Source organism: Enterococcus florum, from assembly GCF_004309355.1.
Lineage (GTDB): Bacteria > Bacillota > Bacilli > Lactobacillales > Enterococcaceae > Enterococcus_A > Enterococcus_A florum.
In genome coordinates this window covers 165,406-187,190 of the sequence record NZ_BJCC01000013.1, presented here as the reverse complement: position 1 = coordinate 187,190, position 21,785 = coordinate 165,406, and the positions used below count along the sequence as shown (strand labels likewise).

12 protein-coding genes are annotated in these 21,785 nt (G+C 42.4%); all 12 read left to right on the top strand.

What is annotated here, in order from left to right; genetic code table 11:
- Positions 1-123 precede the first annotated feature (123 nt).
- The 12 genes from NRIC_RS08815 (at position 124) to NRIC_RS08760 (ending at position 21,747) form a co-directional block, all read left to right on the top strand.
- Complete coding sequence (locus NRIC_RS08815) at positions 124-1,866, top strand: ABC transporter ATP-binding protein (protein WP_146622326.1); 1,743 nt, start codon at positions 124-126, stop codon at positions 1,864-1,866.
- Positions 1,853-3,736 carry an ABC transporter ATP-binding protein gene (locus NRIC_RS08810; RefSeq protein ID WP_146622325.1) on the top strand — a complete coding sequence of 628 codons (1,884 nt, stop codon included), beginning with the start codon at positions 1,853-1,855 and terminating at the stop codon, positions 3,734-3,736. Before NRIC_RS08815 ends, NRIC_RS08810 begins: the two co-directional genes overlap by 14 nt.
- Before the next feature lie 116 nt (positions 3,737-3,852).
- Positions 3,853-4,794 carry an NADP-dependent oxidoreductase gene (locus NRIC_RS08805; RefSeq protein ID WP_146622324.1) on the top strand — a complete coding sequence of 314 codons (942 nt, stop codon included), beginning with the start codon at positions 3,853-3,855 and terminating at the stop codon, positions 4,792-4,794.
- A complete protein-coding gene (locus NRIC_RS08800; RefSeq protein ID WP_146622323.1) occupies positions 4,795-5,115 on the top strand; it encodes a hypothetical protein in 321 nt (106 codons plus the stop codon).
- A 153-nt stretch (positions 5,116-5,268) separates the two neighbouring features.
- Positions 5,269-7,974: a YhgE/Pip domain-containing protein gene (locus tag NRIC_RS08795; protein WP_146622322.1), complete on the top strand. Its 2,706-nt coding sequence runs from the start codon at positions 5,269-5,271 to the stop codon at positions 7,972-7,974.
- Positions 7,975-8,262: 288 nt separating this feature from the next.
- On the top strand, positions 8,263-10,086 hold the full coding sequence (kimA, locus tag NRIC_RS08790; RefSeq protein ID WP_146622321.1) for a potassium transporter KimA: 1,824 nt from the start codon (positions 8,263-8,265) through the stop codon (positions 10,084-10,086).
- A 492-nt stretch (positions 10,087-10,578) separates the two neighbouring features.
- Entirely contained in the window at positions 10,579-11,811 is a 1,233-nt protein-coding gene (locus tag NRIC_RS08785; RefSeq protein WP_146622320.1) for a GHKL domain-containing protein, read from the top strand.
- Positions 11,812-11,826: 15 nt separating this feature from the next.
- Positions 11,827-12,549, top strand: coding sequence for a LytR/AlgR family response regulator transcription factor (locus NRIC_RS08780; protein ID WP_146622319.1), 723 nt, complete (start codon positions 11,827-11,829; stop codon positions 12,547-12,549).
- Positions 12,550-12,834: 285 nt separating this feature from the next.
- Complete coding sequence (locus NRIC_RS08775) at positions 12,835-14,892, top strand: SpaH/EbpB family LPXTG-anchored major pilin (RefSeq protein ID WP_146622318.1); 2,058 nt, start codon at positions 12,835-12,837, stop codon at positions 14,890-14,892.
- Positions 14,893-14,973: 81 nt separating this feature from the next.
- Positions 14,974-15,870 carry a class C sortase gene (locus NRIC_RS08770; protein ID WP_146622317.1) on the top strand — a complete coding sequence of 299 codons (897 nt, stop codon included), beginning with the start codon at positions 14,974-14,976 and terminating at the stop codon, positions 15,868-15,870.
- On the top strand, positions 15,857-17,029 hold the full coding sequence (locus tag NRIC_RS08765; protein ID WP_146622316.1) for a pilin N-terminal domain-containing protein: 1,173 nt from the start codon (positions 15,857-15,859) through the stop codon (positions 17,027-17,029). The genes NRIC_RS08770 and NRIC_RS08765 overlap by 14 nt, the downstream gene beginning before the upstream one ends.
- Positions 17,029-21,747: a prealbumin-like fold domain-containing protein gene (locus tag NRIC_RS08760; protein ID WP_146622315.1), complete on the top strand. Its 4,719-nt coding sequence runs from the start codon at positions 17,029-17,031 to the stop codon at positions 21,745-21,747. The genes NRIC_RS08765 and NRIC_RS08760 overlap by 1 nt, the downstream gene beginning before the upstream one ends.
- The last annotated feature ends 38 nt before the right edge of the window (positions 21,748-21,785 follow it).

The following is a 21,785-nucleotide window of genomic DNA, read 5'->3' as shown; positions in this document are numbered from 1 at the left end:
GTCAGTTCAAGGGAGGACATCACAGCGCCTCTCTTTCTTTTGGGCTAAGAAAGTTGAAACATTAGGCAGAAGGAAAGAAACCTTTTATACTGAAATGGAAGAATTAGGAAAGGACGGGAATATATGTTGAAAAAATTGCTGGCAAATGTCGGCGAATATAAAAGACAGAGCTTGTTGACGCCGCTGTTTACCATGGGCGAAGTACTGCTGGATGTCATCATGCCGTTGATCATGGCCAGTTTGATTGACCAGGGGATCGAAAAAAGCGATGCTGGTACGATTATCCGCTACGGTATTTTATTATTTGTGTGTGCCATTATTGCATTGGGCTTTGGAACACTGGGAGGAAGGACAGCGGCGATTGCGTCTGCTGGTTTCGCAAAGAACCTGCGACACAATTTGTTCGAAAAGATTCAGAGTTTTTCTTTTTTGAACATTGACCGCTTTTCCAGCTCCAGTTTGATCACCCGGATGACCACCGATGTGACCAATATCCAAAATGCGTACCAGATGATCATTCGTATCTTGGTTCGCTCACCGCTGATCTTGATTTTTTCGCTGTTTATGGCGTTTCATATCAACCGGGAATTATCGATCATTTATGTATTTATCGTTCCGATGCTGGGGATTGGTTTAGGATTGATCATTCATTTCGCCTATCCTTTGTTTATGAAGGTCTTTCAAACCTATGACCGTTTGAATAATGTAGTGCAGGAGAACCTGCAGGGGATTCGGGTTGTCAAATCTTACATCAGAGAAGAGCATGAAGAGGAAAAATTCAGCGACGTGTCGCAAACCGTCTTCAATCACTTTACGAAAGCACAGCGCATCGTGGCCTTCAACATGCCGGTGATGCAGATCGCGATCTATACCTGTATGCTTCTGATTTCTTGGCTGGGTGCAGAGTTGATCGTTGAGACCAGTTCCTTAACAACAGGAGAGCTGGTCAGCATGTTCAACTACACCATGCAGATCTTGATGAGCTTGATGATGATGTCGATGACCTTTGTGCAGCTGATGATCGCCAGAACCTCTGCAGAACGAATCACAGAAGTCTTGGATGAAGAAAGCGACCTGAAGAATCAAGTGGATCCGCTGACTGAAGTTCCAGATGGCTCGGTCGTGTTTGAAGATGTCTGCTTCAGTTATAAAGATGACATGGACAAGCTCGTGCTGGAAAACATCGATCTGTCGATCAAACCAGGTGAAGTCATCGGGATCGTCGGGGGGACCGGAAGCTCGAAATCCAGTTTGGTTCAGCTGATCCCTCGTTTATACGACGTGACGCATGGCAGCGTCAAGGTTGGAGGCCATGATGTACGAGAATACGATTTGGAAACACTCCGCGATCAAGTGGCGGTGGTCCTGCAAAACAATGTGCTGTTCAGCGGTACGATCACCGAGAACCTGAGGTGGGGCGACGCTGATGCAAGCGAAGAAGAAGTCGTTCATGCAGCAACAATTGCTCAAGCCGATCCGTTCATCCAAGAGTTTCCTAAGAAATATGACACGATGATTTCTGAAGGCGGAAACAATGTCTCCGGCGGACAGAAGCAGCGGTTGACGATTGCGCGTGCGTTGCTGAAGAAGCCTAAGATCTTGATTTTAGATGATTCGACCAGCGCAGTGGACACCAAGACAGACCGTGCGATCCGCGAAGGCTTGAAAAAAGAAATTCCAGGTACGACCACCTTCATTATTTCCCAACGGATCAGTTCAATTCAAGATTCAGATCGAATTATCGTGTTGGACGATGGCAAGATCAATGGCGTGGGAACCCATGAAGAATTGTTGGCGAACAATCAAATTTATCAGGAAGTAAACGACTCTCAACAGAAAGGATTTGGTGAACATGAATCCGAATAACCAGCAATTTGTGAAAGCCAGTCCGGCAAAAACGTTGAAGCGTCTATTGAAAATTATGGCGAAGGAATACAAGCTGCAGCTTGTGGTCGTGTTGTTTATGATTCTGCTCAGTGCCTTTGCCAATGTGCGTGGTTCCTTGTTCCTTCAAGTCGTGATCGATGATTACATTACACCAATGCTGGGACAAAGCAACCCTGATTTCAGTGGTCTGCTGCAGGCAATCATGACGATGGCCCTGATTTACGTGGTTGGAATCATAGGGACGCTTTCCTATAACTTGATCATGGTAAAAGTCTCAGAAGGAACCCAGAAAAAAATCCGCGACAATATGTTCAATCATATGGAATCTCTGCCTTTGCGCTATTTTGATTCCAACTCAGACGGCGATATCATGAGTCATTTTACCAATGATACCGATACGCTGCGGCAGATGATTTCACAAAGTATCCCTAATCTGATGATGGCGATGGTGACCTTTGTGTCCGTCTTTATTGCGATGTTCTCCTTGAGCGTTCCCTTGACCCTGTTTGTTCTGGTGTCCGTCTCCTTAATGATGGTGATGCTGCGCTTTATTTCCAAACGAAGCGGCCGCTATTTCGGAGATCAGCAACGTGCGTTGGGAAGAGTCAACGGCTTTGTCGAAGAAATGATGCACGGACAAAAGGTTGTGAAAATCTTCAACCACGAAAAGGCTGCGATCAGTCAATTTGACGAGATCAATGAAAACCTGCGTGAAAATGCTGCTAAAGCCAACGGAACAGCCAATATGCTGATGCCGATCATGATGAACCTGTTGAACATCCAATATGTGCTAGTGGCGATCGTGGGCGGACTGTTCGCAGTATACGGCGTATCTGCACTCACTGTTGGAATGATCGCTTCTTTCCTGCAGCTGAGCCGTTCATTAAACGGACCGATCAGCCAAATTTCACAGCAGATCAACTTTGTGATCATGGCTTTGGCTGGTGCAGAACGGATTTTCCAGCTGCTGGATGAAAAACCAGAAGTAGACGAAGGCTATGTGACTTTAGTAAATGTGAAGGATGAAAACGGCGAACTGATCGAAACCAATCAACGTACTGGCCTCTGGGCTTGGAAGCATCCCCATGAAGACGGTACGACCACCTATACGCGTTTGACAGGCGATGTCCGCTTTGAGGACGTGAACTTCGGCTATGATGCCAATCACACAGTCTTGCACGACATTAATTTGTATGCTGAACCAGGGCAAAAGGTAGCTTTTGTCGGAGCAACGGGTGCCGGGAAAACGACGATCACGAATTTGATCAATCGTTTTTATGACATTCAAGAAGGCAAGATTCGTTACGACGGCATCAATATCAAGAAGATTAAAAAGAATTCGTTGCGGCATTCGTTGGGAATCGTCTTACAGGATACCCATCTGTTTACTGGATCGATCAAAGACAATATCCGTTACGGACGTTTGGATGCAACCGATGAGGAAGTGTATCAGGCGGCGAAGCTTTCCAACGCCGATACCTTCATCAACCACCTGCCAGACAAGTATGAAACCGTCATTACTGGTGACGGTGAGGGCTTGTCTCAGGGACAAAAACAATTGTTGGCGATCGCTCGCGCAGCAATCGCTGATCCGCCGGTAATGATCATGGATGAAGCGACTTCCAGTATTGATACCCGAACAGAAAGCATCGTCCAATCTGGGATGGATCGTCTAATGGAGGGGCGTACGGTCTTTGTGATCGCTCATCGTCTGTCCACTATCCAAAATTCGGATGTGATCATGGTGATGGACCACGGTCGGATCATCGAACGGGGCGACCACGACAGTCTTTTAGAAGAAAAAGGCACGTACTACCAGCTATATACTGGAAAAGTTGAGCTGGATTAATACGATTTTGTTTATAATAAACAGATTTTGTATTATGGTAATAGTAGACAAAGGGCCAGGTTGTTAATCTCTGATTGCGGCCTGGCCCTTCTTACAGACCAAAGGAGGAAAAAACGATGAAGCGATTTGCAATCACCGAGTATGGTAGAGCAAAGGATGTTTTTACAGAAATGGAAGCAGAACCTCGAACAGTCGATGCCACGCATGTCCGCGTGGAACTAGCCGCATTTGGAGTCAATCCTTACGATGTTTCGTTGCGCCAAGGTCAGATGCGTGAGGTTCGTTCCGTAACCTTCCCTTATGTTTTAGGCAATGATGGGGCGGGGATCGTCACTGAAGTGGGAGACGAAATTTCCCATGTGACCGTCGGCGACAAAGTGATCGTCCATGCAGTTGGAGGAACGTATGGCGCTGAGATCGTCGTTCCCGGCAAAAAGGTCGTTAAAAAGCCAGAATCTATGGACTGGACACAAGCTGCTGGTGCAGTGACGCCTTGGCTGACGGCTTACAATTTAGTCACTCATGTATTAGGTGAAAAAATCGGGGAAACCGTCGTTGTCCAAGGAGCCTCTGGAGCAGTGGGCTCATTTTTAGTCCAGCTGTTAAAAAGCCAAGGCAAAACAGTCTATGGGACTGCCTCCGCAAAAAATGAAGCACTGGTGAGTGCATACGGTGTGGATAAGTTTGCGGCCTATGATAAAGTAGATGTTGGTGAATTGTTCCGTAATCAAGCCGATACAGTGATCGACGCCACTAAAGGCAGCCGGACAGCAGAATCAGGAATCAAAATCATGAGAACTGGCGGCCACTATGTCGCGTTGAATCAGCTGCCGGAAAATCGGCAAAAAGAAGGCACTTATTTACACTTTGCTCCTTCGAAGGATTATTCAGATCAAGAAGCCTTGTCCTCCTACGTTGAACTGTTTGATAAGAAAAAACTCACAGTGACGATTGCTCGAGTACTGCCCTTCACGTTAGGCAGCGTCATCAGTGCCCATGAGGAGTTGGAAGGCCATCCCAGTGCTGGGAAAATCGTTATCGAAAGAGAGGACAAGTAAATGGATCAACAAAAATGGCAGCTGATTCAAGAACATTTTTCCTCAGAGAAGGAATACATCAACGATGGGTATTATCGCCTTCGATCGATCGATGACGGGTATCAGATGGCTTACCTTGTGCCGGGACAATGTGGAGAAACCTTGATACATCCAGAGATCACCATCCATATGATCGAGGGAAAAGCAGTCCCTGTCCGACTGTATGATTTGGAAACGACGCCGACGACCCGTTTAGATGCTGCAGCCGGAGACCAGGCAGCGATTGAGGAAGCGGCCGAAGAATTGATGGATAAATTCCTTAAGGCGAAGCAGCTGGATTAAGCATTTCTTTAGATTTAGTTATTGGAAAGGGATACAATTATGACAGATCGTCATCAGTGTCGTAAATCTTGTTTTCACGCCTTTTTGATGATTGAAATTCCTTAAATGTCCATGCTAAAGTAAGTCAGGAAAATCAATAGGTGGGTGAACATAATGAAATCAATCAAACAGACCTTCGAATTGTACCGCCTGGATTGGCGGCGTATTTTTAAAAACCCGATCGCCGTTTTACTCATGATCGCTTTGATGATTATCCCATCCTTGTATGCATGGTTTAACATCAAAGCTTTGTGGGACCCTTATTCCAACACAGGGGAACTGCCGATCGCCGTATATAGTGCCGATGCCGGCGCCTCCTTTCAAGACAAAGATGTCGAGATTGGAGACCAGGTCATTGACAATCTTCATGAAAACAAACAATTAGGCTGGCAGTTCGTTGACTCAAAAGATCAGCTGGTCGAAGGGGTCAAATCCGGGAAGTACTATGCTGGAATCTATTTGCCAAAAGAGTTTTCAGAGGATCTGTTGAGCTTTACCTCTGGCAATATCAAACGTCCGAAAATCGAATATTACTTAAACCAAAAGATTAATGCAATCGCACCAAAGATCACAGACAAGGGTGCCAGCTCGCTGCAGCAGGAAATCTCACAGGAATTTATTCAAACAGCCAGCTCGACCTTGTTAAAGGTATTCAATGAAATTGGCTACGATATTGACGAGAATTTGGTCAGTATCAATAAGGTCAAAGACTTGATCTTGAAGACCAATGATAATTTAGATGAAATCGACCAATACACGCAAGAAGTCGTTGAAGTACATGGCAAACTGCCAGAACTGAAACAAAAGCTGGATCAAGCAAATCAAATGAAGCAATACCTGCCTCAAATCGATGAAGCGGGTCAAAAGCTGGTAGCATTGAACCAAAAATTTCCCGAGCTAAAACGCCAAGCCAGTGTGATCCTGACACTGCAGCAAAAAATTCCGGAGATCCAGCAAGCCGGGCAGCAATTAGCGACCGTTGATTCAGATTTTGCCAATATCCAACAAACTTTGACAGATGGTATCAATGAAGCCAAACAAGGCCTGCAGGTCATTCAACAGGTTCAGCAAATTCTGCCGGATGTTGAACAGCTGGGACAAAATGCTGCACAGTTCGCAGGTACCAGCAAAGAGGCTGCTGAAAAACTACAGCAAGCCGTACCAAGTATTGCTAATAGTGTCAGCGTCACATTAAGTGCAGTTGGCTCAATTGCCGACAACACCAGCTCGATTGCCGACACGATTGGACAAGCTGTTTCTGATGATCAATTAACCCCAGAAGAACGTGACAATATTAAAAAGGTGCTTACAGATTTTTCGAACAATCTGGCTGCACAACAAACAGCACTAAATGATACAGCCGCCTTTTTAGGCCAGCTTCAAGCGGAAGCGGGCAATCAGGATCTGCAACCGATCATTGATCAAATCAATCATCTAGCGAGCTTGCTTGGAGATATCAAAACACGGACAGACCAACTGATTCCTCAAATCGACACAATCAGTACGGATGATCTAGTGAATTTGTTTAATCAAATTTCTAGTCTTGGTCAACAAGTAAGTCAAACCGTCTCAGCGATCAATGTTCAAGAAGTTGAAAATACAGTCAACACGCTTCTTACTCAATTGATCTCGACGATTTCCAATGCACAAGACCTATTACAAAAAGCACAAGCGATCGATTTCAACAGTCTTTTATCATCAACCGAAAAGACTGTTGCCAATGCGATCCCGATCCTCGAAAAATACCAGCAGCAAATGCCGGCAATTGGACAGGAAGTCCACGATGCCAACGTTTTGTTAAACGGCAACATGGATACGATCGTGAACGGCATCAATACGGGAGCCAGCTTATACAACAATGAGCTGCCTGTCGTTGAACAAAAATTGGGCCTGGCAGCCAGTTTTATTCAAAACGATTGGCCCGGTGTTAAAAACGACATCAACAATGGACTGGATCTGGTCAATCAAAAAATGCCGGAAGTCGAATCAGCCTTGAATGCGGCAACGGACCTGATCCAAAATGACTGGCCTGCGATCAAAAATGGCATTCAGCGTGCAGCAACAGCCATCGACCAGGGTGATCAAACCATCGACTTTGGCGAAGTTTTGAAACTGTTGAAGCTGGATGCGCAACAAGAAAGTGAGTTTTTCACTGAACCAGTAGAGATAGCTACCAACACGATTTATCCGATCGCCAATAACGGATCTGCCAGTGCACCGTTCTACACAGCATTGTGTTTGTGGGTCGGAGCTGTCTTATTTTCAAGTGTTACGACAACAGATTTTTATTTGGATAAAAAGGACCGCAAGAAATACACCAAACGGGAACAATTTGGTGCCCGTCTGTTGACCTATATGACGATGGGGATTGCCCAAGCATTGGTCGTTAGTTTAGGAAATTATTTCCTATTAGGTGTCGATGTTCGCAATCCGCTGTTGAGTGTTCTGTTCGCGCTGCTCGTGGTCATGGCCTTCACGATGATGGTCTATGTGCTAGTCGCTCTGTTTGGAACAGTTGGAAAAGGGATTGCTATTATCATCCTAGTGCTCTCGATCTCTGGCGGGGGCGGGAATTACCCAATTCAGGTTTCAGGCAAGTTCTTCCAAGCAATCAACCCATGGCTGCCCTTCACCCATGCAGTCAACCTGTTAAGAGAAAGTGCTGGCGGCGTTTACTGGCCGAATGCAAGAACTGATATTTTGATTTTGTGCTTCATCATCGTTTTGTTTGGGGTAGTCGGAACATGGGCTTACCCGATCCTACAACCTAAATTAGCGAAGCTGACCAAAATCTCTCATGAAAGCAAAATCTTCCATTAGACCTAGTGCAGGTAGTCAGTTGTGATGACTACCTGCAATTTTTTTATCAGAAGATCACTGGAGGGGGAATGTCTGGCAACACAAGCAAATTTGCGCAGTCTTTATAAGCAAGACTTAAGCAGATTCTAACCAAAGCATCTGTTGACTTTTGAGAGGGAGCGGCGTACTATTTCGAGTGCTGTGAGTTATTTCGGTGAAAAAAAGTTCTTTTTTGAGGCTATATCAAACTTGCAAAGCAAGGATTAACTTAGAAATTTTGTTGTTTATTTCGATAAAGGAGTGTTGAAAGTGGACTATCTTAAACGTTTGCTCGTCGGGCGTCCGTTGAAATCCTCGGAAAATGATGAACAAAGCCTGACGCGCTTTGCCGCGTTGGCCATGTTGTCTTCAGATGCATTGTCTTCAGTAGCGTATGGGACTGAACAAATCGTCGTTGTCTTGGTGAGCTTGTCAACTGCAGCTATTTGGTATTCGCTGCCGATCGCTGCTGTTGTGCTGGTCTTGCTGACGTCATTGATCTTTTCATACCGCCAGATCATTCATGCCTATCCGCATGGTGGCGGCGCATACGTAGTCAGCAGCGAGAATCTCGGGAAAAATGCGGGACTGATCTCAGGGGGATCATTGCTGGTGGATTACATGCTGACAGTGGCGGTATCTGTCTCTGCGGGAGCGGAGGCAATTGCTTCAGCGATTCCAGTTCTTTATCGTCACAGGGTGTGGATCTCAGTGGTGATTGTTTTGCTGCTGATGTTAATGAATTTGCGAGGACTGCGTGAATCTGCGGGCTTTTTGATGACACCTGTCTACACCTTCATTGCAATTATTACTTTATTAGTCATCGTAGGAATGGTGAAGATCGTGACTGGAACGGCACCGATCCATGCCACTGCTCAAGCCGGCTCTTTTGTCCCGGGTATCTCGATCGCTTTGCTGCTGCGAGCCTTTTCTTCCGGCTCTTCGTCTTTGACTGGGGTTGAAGCAATCAGTAATGCAGTCCCGTTCTTCAAGAAGCCGCGTGCTAAAAATGCAGCGGGTACCTTGGCAATGATGGGGATCATTTTGGCCTTCTTCTTTACAGGGATTACCTTTTTGAACTACTGGTATGGGATCGTGCCTTCTGAACAGGTTACCGTATTGTCGCAGGTGGGGGAAGCCGTTTTTGGCAAAAGCTTCTTGTATTATTTAATGCAGTTCTCAACCGCGTTGATTTTGGCGGTTGCAGCCAATACCGGATTTTCTGCCTTTCCGGTCTTGGCTTACAATTTGGCAAAGGACAAATACCTGCCTCACCGTTATCAAGACAGAGGTGACCGGTTGGGGTATTCCAATGGGATCATCACTTTGGCATTGGGGTCGATCGTACTGCTGCTAATTTTTCAGGGCTCGACGGAACGATTGATTCCACTGTATTCCGTAGGGGTGTTCATTCCCTTTACTTTGTCGCAAACCGGGATGGTCAAAAAATGGCGCGGTGAAGGCGGTCCATGGTTGAGAAAATCAATCGCTAATATTATTGGAGCCTTGATTTCCTTTTCGATCGTGGTGATATTGTTTGTCTATCGTTTAGCAGATATTTGGCCATTCTTCATTATCATGCCGATTCTAATTTACGTATTCTACAAAATTCATACCCATTACAAAAATGTGGCGGAGCAGCTGCGTTTGGCAGATGAAATCGAGCTGCATGAATACGATGGAAATGCAGTGGTGGTTTTAGTAGGGAATGCAACACAGGTCAATATCGGAGCCATCAACTATGCTCGCTCCATTGGTGATTATGTGATTGCGATGCATGTATCGCTGGAGGAAAATGAAGAAAAGGAAAAAGAGGTCCAGCGCGAGTTCAAGCAGCATTTTCCTGACATTCGTTTTTCCGTGGTGCGCTCGCCTTATCGATCAATCATCAATCCTGTCGCCCGCTACGTGGAGCGCGTCAGCAAGACTTCAAAGAAAAACAATTATACGACAACGGTTTTGATACCCGAGTTTGTGCCGAACAAAGCCTGGAAACGTTCCTTGCACAATCAGACGGCCTTGCGTTTGCGCCTGCGGTTGTCTGATCGCGATGACGTCATAATCAGTACCTACAATTATCATTTGAAAAAATAAACGAATCCCCAAGATAAGAGCTCAGAGCTTTCTATCTTGGGGACTTTTTTGAGATTAAGGAGTACTAATAGTTCCTATTCATAACAAGTTCTCCTTTAATTGTTGGTGCCAGCGTAAAAAAAGAGAAAGGCGGGCGAATCCAACGGTGTCGCATTTTTTTGCTAGTTCGTGTTGTCTCTACTTAGAAAGATTTTTCTCCTGATTGTTGTTTCACATATAATGAAGAGCAAAAGCTTTATTTCATCATTTTTAAATAAAAAATTTATATTGAATGAATATATATCGTATATTATAATTAAATAAAATAAATTAAAAAAAGTAATACTGCGGATGCAGCAGCAGAGAAGCAACAAATAATGAGTGTTTTGTCAAAAACAAATGATTGTAACAGAAAATAGCTGATAAATAGAAGCATAGGGGGAGATTCAACTTGGTAAAAGGCGTCTATTTATTAGATTTTTTTATTGAAATAAGGAAAAGGAGGGACAATCGATGAATGAAGTAATTCAGGAGCTCCCTGCTTTACTAGTTAATTTAATGATCATTTTTGCTTTTTTCAACCTCTTTCTAGAAAGAAAAAAAGTAAATGCTATTTGGTATTTGGTTCCGCTAATCGTGTACATTGTAACAATGTTCATTACTCTGCAATTAGGCACACTCATTTTCGCAGCGACACTGTTCCTTTTAGGAAGTATGTTCTTTTTCTTTAGGGGAACGATCCGGTCAAAAATAATGGTTCTCATTCTATTTTTACAAGCATGCTTTTTTTCAGAATATGTATTATATGTCTTAATAGGTAGTAAAAATGAACTTTTGAACGCAGTGTATTCCTGGTCAACTTTAATGGTCTTAATCCTTTTAAACGTTTTTTTGCGTAAAAAGACCCCGCTTATACAATATATTGGTAAGAATTACCTCCCAATTTGGGGATTTGTTTCATTAAATATTGCCAATATTTTTATCATTGGCCTTGATCTCAATGTGGCATTTGCAACTAAACTAATTTACACAATGACTATCGTAGTCTCAAACTGTCTGGTGTTTTTCATTTTCTACCAATTAAACAAGACCTATAAAATCCGTGAAGAAAATATGCTGATAAACAAACGAGTGGAATTTCAAGAAACGAAAATGGAACAAAACAAGCTGTATTTAAAAAGGACCAGAAAGCTGATGCACGATATCAAAAAACATCATTTAGAGCTGGAACGGGCGATCGTTTCAGGGGATAAAGCTTATGCTTTGGACTATCTGAAACAAATTTCTGAAGAATATGCCAATCATGATGTTTTGGATTTTACTGGCAATCTAACAGTCGATAGTATTTTTTACGCCTTAGTAGAGGAATGTAAGCAACATAATATCGAGCTGGAGCATCAAATTTCAATCAACAAACAAGTAGTGATCGACGAAACGGATCTGTCTGTATTATTAGGAAGTATTTTTGATAATGCAGTGGAAGAAGCGATGAAGGTCAGTAAGGATCCCTTTATCCATGTGACAATGAGTACCAACACCAATTTTTTGACAATCACAGTAGCGTATTCGAGGCAGACTCCTCTTCTGGGAGAGTTCATGGAGTCTCCCAGCAAGGCAATCGAGCTGCAACTGGAGGATAATTCGGCCAGCATCAATCGTGTGATCGACAAATATTCAGGGATCTATGAACAAAAAAAAGAAGAAACACAACAATCGATTCGAGCTGCATTACCATTAAATAGCTAAATACGGAGAAAAAAGATGATTAAAGTAGCAATTTGCGAAGATGAAGCCCATTTCCGGAAGCTGATCAAAGAGATGCTGATTAAAATGTCGATTCTTTTGGATTTTGAGATCCAAACGAGAAGCTTCACGATGGCAGAAGAGTTGCTCAGCAGTATGGAGAATGGTGAAGCAACCTACGATTTGCTGATATTAGACATTGAGTTGGATGGGTGCGACGGAATGACCGCTGCAAGAGACCTGAGGGAGAATTACGACTACGATGGGCAATTGGTATTTTTGACGAGCCATGCAGAACTAATGCAGGACAGCTTTGAGGTCGGGACCAATCAGTATTTGGTCAAACCAGTCGAGTATCCGGAATTTGAACGAAAGCTTAGTCCGATTCTGAAAAATGTGTTGAACAACAATCGACGGCTGACTGTCGAATTAGTCGCTGGCGGGTTTCAGATTCTTCCTTTGAAGGACATTATCACGATCCAATCCAAAACCTTGGGCAGAAAGGGCGGCGTCGTCATTCAAACAGAATCTGAGCAGGTAGAAGCTTTTGGCAAAATGACGAATCTTTATGAGAAGCTGGAAAAATATCATTTCTTCAGAGTCCACAAACAGACCATCGTTAATCTAGAAAAAATAAAAACCTTTGATGGAGAAGAAATCACCACGACAAATCGACAGACCATCAAAGTCAGCCGCAACATGAAAAGGCAGCTGAAAGAAAAAATAATGGGAATTCTTTAAAATAGCCCAAAATTATCGCAGTTGATCAACGACCAATGGATTTTTCCATTGGTTTTTTTTTGTTCATAAGGGAAAACAGCTTCCTTAAATTCTAAATTATTTAAGGGAATATCAATGAAATTCTACATAATTTTTACACAAATACATCTTAATAGCCATTTTTGACATGTTAATTGCAAATTCTAAAATAGTCATTCTAATCTTTTATAATTAATTAAAATTATGTTTTATACCGTACGCAGGTACGTATAAATAAAACAAAACAAAAAAAGAGGAGTGAAAAAAATGGTTAAAGGCAAAAAATTCAAGCGTCTTTTAACAGGGTTGATGGCGGCGGTAACTCTAGCACCTGCAGCATTGGCATTAGGAACAGGGAATGTTTTCGCAGCAGATGCGGATGATCCAGTAACAATCAATGTACATAAATATATGTACGATAATGAAACAGTGAAATATGATCCAGCAACAGGTGAGGTAACGAATCAGGGTGCGTATTTCGAAAATGATGGGACAGTTCAGACACCGAAAAATGATGCAGGAAACAAATTGACACCATTTGATCCCGCAAAGGTCATTACAAAACCTGATGGAACAACAACAACATTGGGCAAAGTAGAATTTACTTTGGTTGATATCACTGCGTATGCAGCGGGTAAAACAGATGCACAAATTTTGGCGACTTTAAAGACGGCGAATAAATATGATCCTGCAAAATACGGACCATTCATCACAACAAATGGCGTAAACCCAGTAACGCAGGAAGTAACGACTGTAGGAACTCCTGCGAAATTTACGAATGTTGCGACTGGTGGAGCGACCGAGAAAACCTACATGATCTTGGAAACGGCGGCGGGACCTTACGTGACACAACGTACGATTCCAATGATCGTCCATCTACCATTCACAAACGCATCTGGGAATGGCTATCTAGATGATATCCATCTATATGGAAAAAACCAGATCACTGAAGGTGGCTTAGACTTCACGAAGTATTCAGAAGACTTGGAAGACGGTTCTGAATTGGCAAACGCAGTCTTTACTTTATACAAGGGCACTGCGCCAACAGGACAAGCACTTTTAAATGATGGTACTTGGGGAACGCCTGCTGTCGGTAATGAAGCAAAACAATTCAAGACAGATGCAACAGGTAAATTCACGACGCCAATCACCGGACTTGAAGTTGGTGATTACTACTTAGTCGAAATTGGTTTTGATGTTTCTGGAACGATTCAAGATACTGACAAAGCAGGAAATATGTTGAGTCCAAATGCTTTGAATGACGCGGACAACAAATTAGGTTTTACAATCGCAGCTGGAGATACTGGCAGCAAAGTCATCAAATATGTCAACTTTATCAAACCAGATGTTGAGAAAGAAGTTGAAAACGGACAGACAGATGGCGATGGCAAACACAATTTCAACGTTGGCGATGATATTGAATACAAATCTACAATTTCTGTACCAACAGATATCAATGGTGGAAAGATCTTACCAAACGGTACGATCAGCAAACCTTATACTCAATTTGACTTTACCGATACGGCTGTAACCGGCTTGACTTCGAAAGTTAACTCGTTAGCTGATCTGACTTTCTTTGAAGCAGATGGCACGACACCAATTACCTTTACTGATCCAACAGACTTGGTATTCAGCAAAACAGCAACCAGCTTCAAATTAGCCTTCAAACCTGGTGGCGAAATCAAAAACCACGCAGGTGAAAAAATTATCGTGAAATACAAAATGACCATCAATAACACTGCGGTACTTGATACAGGCCTTGAAAATACTGTGGACTTAGACTACAGCAATGGTCCAGTAACTGACCAAGAAACGGACAAAGAAGAAGTGTACACTGGCGGATACAGATGGCAAAAATACGGCGAAGAAGCGGCTGATCAAGATGGATTAGATGGTGCAAAATTCGTTGTCATCAACAAAAAAGGCGGCGCGGATGATGGCAAATACATGAAACAAGATGCATCAGGCAATGTTTCATGGGTAACGAACATCGGCGATGCAACAGAAATCGTTTCTCAAACCGTTGGCGGTATCAAAGGGGTTGTCGAAGTAAAAGGGTTAGATTACGGTGATTACCAATTGAAAGAAACCTATGCTCCAGCACCGTATCAATTACTAGTAAATCCAATTGACTTTGAAGTGACTAGCACAAGCTGGACAGATGGGTTCGATTCAATCGATTATGCAGAACGCATCGAAAACAAGAAAAAACCTGAACTACCAATCACTGGTGGCATGGGTACGATCATCTTTACTATCTTAGGTTTGACAGTGATGACTGGCGCAGCCATCTATACGATCAAAAATCGTCGCAAACCTGCATAAGTTTTTCTGACTGAATGAGAGGCGCTTGCTTCTCATTTGGTCGTACATAGCAAATACGTCACACGTTTGGAGGGAGGGATCATGAAAAAGAAAGCACCGAAAAAGTTTAAGGACATTGTTGCTATCATCATTTTTTTACTGGGACTTGGGCTGTTTTTGTATCCAACGATCAGCAATTATCTCATGGTCCGCTCCCAAACGATGGTGGTCGAACATTACGAAACGAAAGTTAAAGAAATTCCGAAAAAGAAAAAAGAAGATTTGAAAGAAAAAATAGCTGCCTACAATGACCAGCAAAATGGTGTCGTCGAAAAAGCGCAGGATACAAAAGGCAATGCGAAAGATGAAGATGGACAAGAAGTATTTGATGTGATGCAAGCACTGTTGGGCGAAGAAGTGGGAACCTTGAATATTCCAGAAATCCATGTAACATTGCCAATTTACCAAGGCACTAGTGAAGACGTGCTACAAAAAGGAACAGGATTATTAGAAGGCAGTGCGATCCCGATTGGCGGAAAAGGTACGCACGCGGTGATTACCGGACATAGTGGATTGCCAAACGCCAAAATTTTCACCGATCTACCGAAAATGAAGGTTGGAGATATTTTTTATATCCAATCCTTTGATGAAAAGCTGGCGTACAAAGTCGACAAATTAGCGACTGTAGAGCCGGAAGAAACCGATGCGTTGCGAGCGGAAGCCGACAAGGATTATGCGACGTTGATTACTTGTGTTCCGATTTCGGTGAACAGTCACCGACTCTTCGTTCGGGGGCATCGGATTCCGTACAAGGAAAAAGAAAAGAAGACTGTAGACAAAAAAGCACAGCGTTCCTTCAAATGGGCGCGGGTAAAAGAGTATTTAGTATTCGCGGGAGCGATCCTGTTGCTCTTACTGCTGATCGCATACTTGCGCTATCGCAGAAAAAGAAAAAAATCTGGGGGTGAAATGGGTGGAAGAAAAAATGAAAAGGGTTAGTGGAATCGGGTTGATCGCGTTGCTCATTTGTTTCTTTTGTGGCAGCTTTTCTCAACAAGTCCATGCAGTAGAAACGACCACGATCACGTTGCATCGCGTTCTATTTACGGGTGAAGAGGCCGAAGCGTTTGACAATCAAGGGGGGCGTCCTCTAAAGGATGTAAAGCTGGGTGCCTATGATGTGAGTGAGAAATTCTACCAATTAGTGAATGAAGGAAAAACACCGCAGCAAGCACAAAAAGCCATCAGTGAAGCAGCGACGGAAGCTGTTGAAAACGATGGACTCAACAAATCATTTACTAAAGCAGCCGAAGATCAGCTAACCAAAGAGGATGGAACAGTCACTTATGTGTTGCCGACCTATCATTCTGGTACCCTCGGAAAAGTCTATTTGTTTGTTGAAAAATCTGTACCGAACGGTGTAAATTATCAAGCTGGGAATTTAGTCGTGGGCTTACCGCAAGCAGAAAGTATGGTGGATGATGTCGTACATCTATACTTCAAAAACCAGTTGGTCGTGCGAAAACCATATTTCCACAAATATGGACAAGATGCGACTGGAAAAGATGAAGGTGTGTTGGCTGGGGCAGAATTCCAATTGTACAAGCTAGTGAATAATGAAAAATATTATTTGCAGGAAGAACCTTTTAACAACGGCAATCAATGGGTGCCAAGTGGTGAAGCAGGTATCGTGACATTTATTTCTGATCGTACAGGAAAGGTATCGACTGGAGAGTATGCATTAGCTCCTGGAACGTATTACTTTGAAGAAACAAAAGCACCTTCCGGTTATGAAATCACTGAGCAGGCGAAAAAAATTCAAGTCGATATCCCTAGCAATTCGACAGAAAAAATCACAGTAACTATTGATGATAAAGGAATTTTGATGGAAGAAGCGAAGGTGTTCAATCGCAAGACGACAGAACCGCCAGGCTCAAGCGAACCTGAAGAGCCGGAAGAACCAACGACACCAAGCTTGCCTTCGACAGGTGGCAATCGTTTGCCAAGTACTGCAGGTGGAACCTCTACAAGCAGCACGAAATCCTTACCAAGAACCGGCACGAGAAATCAGCCACTATTAATTATTTTCGGTGGCATACTATTGATAGGATTCACATGGATCTTATATAAACGAAACCAACCAGAGGAGGAGAAGTGATGAAAAAGAAACTTTCGATCATAGGAACGATTATTTTTCTAGCAGGCATACTCCTTCCCATTTTTCAACCAGTGTTGACCGCGATGGCAGAAGAAATGCAACCGAAGTTATTGACGGTCTATCATAATGGAAAAAAAGTGAAAGACGATGAAGAAATAGAAGTAGCAGCAGTCAACCAGATGCAATTGAAAGCAACCGGAGATTTTACTTTGACGATCCCTGAAAATGACGACTACGAATTTTCTTTGCTTTCTGATGAAGAACAAACAGATGTATTGGACCAGGTGAAAAAGAAAGACAAAGTATCCTTTGATGTTCGATACGACGAAGAGACAGGGTACCAATTAGAATTCAAAAAAGGAATGACGTTGTATTTCAATGTGACGTTGTTAAATGAATCTGCGGTGATTAACGGAACAGCTTCATTTGCACCTGAGAAGATTCCCGATGCCGAACTGACCTTGATCCAATTCGTCAAGCCAAAGGAAACAAAGACCAGCAGTGACAAAAAAGAAAAGACTTCAGAAACAGAGAAAAAAGCTTCAGAAGAGGCCAAGGGGTCGGAAACGAAAAAAGAATCTGAAGAACCAAAGGAATCGAAAAAGGAAATTGTCTTCTATAAAGATGATAAGCTGATAGATAAAAAGAAAAAAGTAACGATTGAAGAAGGCGAAGAATACAATCCATCTGAGAATGTTACTGCGAAAACAAAAGATGGTTCGGAAGAGTACCCAGTCGAAGTTGAAGTGAAAAAAGATGGGAAGACTTTAACGTTAGAAGGTGAAAATTTCGTTCCAGAAGAAAAAACGAATTATTCGATTCAATATAGAGCAATGGATGGAAACGAAGCTATTGCAACGATGGGGATCGGAGTGCAAGTATCTAATGGGAGTGTCAATGTCTCATTGGAATGGGTAACTGGTAATCCTTCTTATATCAGTAATCAAGATTATATTGTAGGACAAACAGGAAGTGGTGTCACTGCGATTCCTTATCGAGTGAACATCAGTACGACAGGTCAAATGTATGAACCTGGACAACTGGAACTTAGACTGCCAGCGAGTCAATTTCAATTCAGCGACTCAACAGGTGTAAGTGGTGCACTTGGGTGGAATACAAGGCATATTTCACTGTTGCCTTATGCACAAGTAACTACACAAACCTTTGGCTATGAGATATCTGCAGATAATCAGACATTGATCATCAAGAATGTAAATAAAATTACAGGAACAATCCAGGAATCCTTTGAAATATCGACTGTTCTGAATTCAGCCAATCGTTCTGCGACAGGTGTTCCCCAAAGAGTAAGGGCAAGACACATTGTCCATGGAACGAATGCGAAACTGAAATTTGATGTGACGGACTACACACAAACTACGCCGGCAAAAAAAGACTTTTCTACGAATGAGTTGAAATTAACTCTAAAAACAGAGTTTGCAAAGCCTAAGACAACAAAAAGTTCCCGAAATTTTGATCCATATAATGAATGGGATACAAGTATTTACGGTAATCGACCGACTGATTTCAACAAATATTACTGGATCCGTTACACAATATCTGAACAAGATATCGTAAATAGCGGGAAAAGATTACAAATAAGATTCCAAGACAGTATTTCAAAAGAACCTAGTGGTGGTTCGCAGACGCAATTGACAACAGCACAATTAAATCAATTAAAAATCATAACAAATTTTGACTACTACAATAGTAGCCTTAGCACCTCTTACAAAGATTTTTATGAAGAGGATGATGGTGGATTAGACAGTAAGTCGATTTCCTCAAATGCAATCAAATGGCAAGTCAATCAAAATCGAGGGTTTAACCAATTTAAAAATGCGACGTTGTCCATAATAAATGACTTTGTATTTCTTGTAGGGTATCCTAAAGCAAACTATAAAACAACAGACAAAATTTACAATAAAATCACGACTCAATACTATGATGCAGATGATAAAACAACCTATTATGATACGAATACTGCTCAAACTAGTACAACGCTAAAAGACTATTCTTTTGCTTATCCGCCAGGGGCTATTGTTGGTGCAAATAAAGTAATTAATTCAAAATACGGTCTATCAGACAGGCCCAATTTTTATACCGATAGCGGAATCGTCAATAGAGATTTGGTCGTGAACCTTCTTCAATCGGGAACAGAAGTCGAAATGCGAACGGCAAGTTTGTACTATACTGTCAATCATCCCAATGGGAATGACAATCCCTTCGCCATGACGATGTATGATGACAATATGACTTGGAAAGCAAATGATACCTCGACAGTAAAAATGACTCACGAGGATTATTACTTCAAACAAATAAATCTGCTTTCAGAAACAGTCATGCCGAATAAAGTGAATAATACTAATCAAGACAACGGTGTTCCTTTACCAAATTTGAGATTAGAATATCAAGACGACAATTCAGGGGTTTGGAAAAAGCATCCGACCTTGATTACGCCAAATGTGTATAAAAATAGAGGTGTTAATCCAGACGGAAGTACCTATGATATTTATTCTTGGGGAGAGTTAGATGCTTCAAACAAAATTGTCATGAGAATGTTGAAGATGTCTGATTTTGGGATAAAACCGTATCGTTTTCGTTTTGTTACTGTAAATGACGCAGGAACAAAAGCCGGGGTTTACGGTAGAGTGGATGTGAAAATGGAAGCGAACATCTCAATTTACGGAGTGAATCCTAATGACAACAAACAAACACAGTTAGAAAAATGGATCGCTGCGGGCAATGATACCAGTACGATTCAACTGTTCAACTTTTTGGGCTATGAGGCTGAATCAAAAGGTAGTGGTAACACGTGGACGGTCTTGAATCCAGATGATCAAAACAACAATACGAGATTAGAGTCTGATATACAAGAGTACGGACACTATTTGTATCGAAAAGAAGGGAATGCCATTCTTCAATCTACTTCACCGACGTCGAAGATGAGGAAAACAGCGAAGCAAGTCAACAATGTAGCTGAGAAACGTAACGATATAACTTGGACGATTGATTGGGTAGAAGGATACGATGGAACCAATTCTGATGCGACCCTCAAAGAGTTGATCGACAACGGGATTCTGAATATCCCATTGAGAGAAAAAATCGTCATCTATGATTTGATCCCAGCAGGACATTCGTTTCAATCGGTAGACGAACTTTATTATCGAGATCAAAAACTTAATAACAGCCAGTACACTTCCGCGATTGTATCAAATAATTATAATAATAGTGGAAGACAATTGATCCAAATCACTATTGACGGTAAGAGTATTACGAATAAATCGGGAATGACAGCCTTTACCGAAGTGCAGCCTAATGGTTTAAAAATTCGAGGAAACAACTTCAGTCTTCAGTATAAGACGCAAGTGACATGGGCGGATCGCTTAATAGCCAATGAAAATTTCTCTAGCTCCAATCGAAACTCTGTGACCGTATCTTTGTTTGATGATAAAAATAAGGCACAAGTAATGATGGATGGTGGAAAAACGCGAACTGAGGTCAATAATGAACTGAAAACATCGTCAGGACTCGATAATTCTGGATTAGGGTATGTCCCAAGTGTTGGAACAGGAAATACGAATATCAAGAACTCTATGAACGATTACGGGGCAATAGAAATCACTGGTGAAACGGCTGTTCAAGCAGGACTAACGAAATATGTTAAGGGCAATCGGCCAGAATCAGGATTTAGTGAATCGGATCACTCAGTCCACACAGCAGACGGAACCTATCAATATCGTTTAGATTATATTGCGGACGCTGCAGATGGTGCTGGGAACTACGTGAAAGACGTGGTCTTATTCGATAAGATCGAACGAGTCGAGACACCGAATAGCCAAGGCTATACACAAGGTTGGAGAGGAGTCGTTGACAGTATTGATCTTTCCTATGCACGTAGTTTAGGAATCGACGCGAAAGTTTATGTTTCGATGTTAACCTCCAAAGAACCTTTTGCACCGGGGGGTGGAGCATTCACTGATTCAGGGTGGACAAAATGGGAAAATGTTGCTGAGTCCGGGAAGCAAAATATCCAAATGATCGCGATTGATCTATCGAAAAAAATCGGTGGCGGAGATTACGTCTTTACTAAAAATGAGTATGTAAACATTACCATTAATATGAAGATGCCAACTAATTTTCCTACGCAACCGAAAGCTTATAATGTACCTTGGCTTTCAGCAACAAAATATACGTCAAATCAGCCCAGCAAAGAACTGACCGAAGCCACCTACACGGACTTTGAACTCACTCGAAACTATGATCTGAAAATCGTCAAACAAGATCTACAGACACCATCGAAGAAACTGAATGGCGTTGTTTTCGAGATCGAATACCCAGATGGTACAAAGAAGAACCACACGACATCTGGCGGGACGAGTCCGAACTTCTTAGGTGAAATCAATCTGAGTAGTTTAGATCCAGGAACTTACAAACTGCGGGAGAAATCGACTATCGCAGGGTATGAACTACTAGCTGAGACGTATACCTTCACGATAAAAAATGACGGAACGATCACACATCAGACAGATTCGGCGTATTGGAAATATAACAAATCAGACAATCAAATCACATTGACTGTAAACAATCGAAGGAAATTCACGCTACCAATCACCGGTGGCCCAGGAGGAATCAGTTTATTGCTTCTTCTGGCAATCGCTGTTGTTGTAGGGACTGGATGGTATTTGAAAAAGTACCGTTTTCAACTTGATGGAATAGAATAATCGAGTAGAAACGGCGTAAAATCACCTTACGCCGTTTT

Bases quoted from the DNA above. Each gene is read 5' to 3' on its own strand.
- NRIC_RS08785 (WP_146622320.1), top strand. From the start codon at position 10,579: ATGAATGAAGTAATTCAGGAGCTCCCTGCTTTACTAGTTAATTTAATG.
- NRIC_RS08775 (WP_146622318.1), top strand. From the start codon at position 12,835: ATGGTTAAAGGCAAAAAATTCAAGCGTCTTTTAACAGGGTTGATGGCG.
- NRIC_RS08800 (WP_146622323.1), top strand. From the start codon at position 4,795: ATGGATCAACAAAAATGGCAGCTGATTCAAGAACATTTTTCCTCAGAG.
- NRIC_RS08780 (WP_146622319.1), top strand. From the start codon at position 11,827: ATGATTAAAGTAGCAATTTGCGAAGATGAAGCCCATTTCCGGAAGCTG.
- NRIC_RS08765 (WP_146622316.1), top strand. From the start codon at position 15,857: ATGAAAAGGGTTAGTGGAATCGGGTTGATCGCGTTGCTCATTTGTTTC.
- NRIC_RS08760 (WP_146622315.1), top strand. From the start codon at position 17,029: ATGAAAAAGAAACTTTCGATCATAGGAACGATTATTTTTCTAGCAGGC.
- NRIC_RS08770 (WP_146622317.1), top strand. From the start codon at position 14,974: ATGAAAAAGAAAGCACCGAAAAAGTTTAAGGACATTGTTGCTATCATC.
- NRIC_RS08805 (WP_146622324.1), top strand. From the start codon at position 3,853: ATGAAGCGATTTGCAATCACCGAGTATGGTAGAGCAAAGGATGTTTTT.
- NRIC_RS08810 (WP_146622325.1), top strand. From the start codon at position 1,853: ATGAATCCGAATAACCAGCAATTTGTGAAAGCCAGTCCGGCAAAAACG.
- NRIC_RS08815 (WP_146622326.1), top strand. From the start codon at position 124: ATGTTGAAAAAATTGCTGGCAAATGTCGGCGAATATAAAAGACAGAGC.
- NRIC_RS08795 (WP_146622322.1), top strand. From the start codon at position 5,269: ATGAAATCAATCAAACAGACCTTCGAATTGTACCGCCTGGATTGGCGG.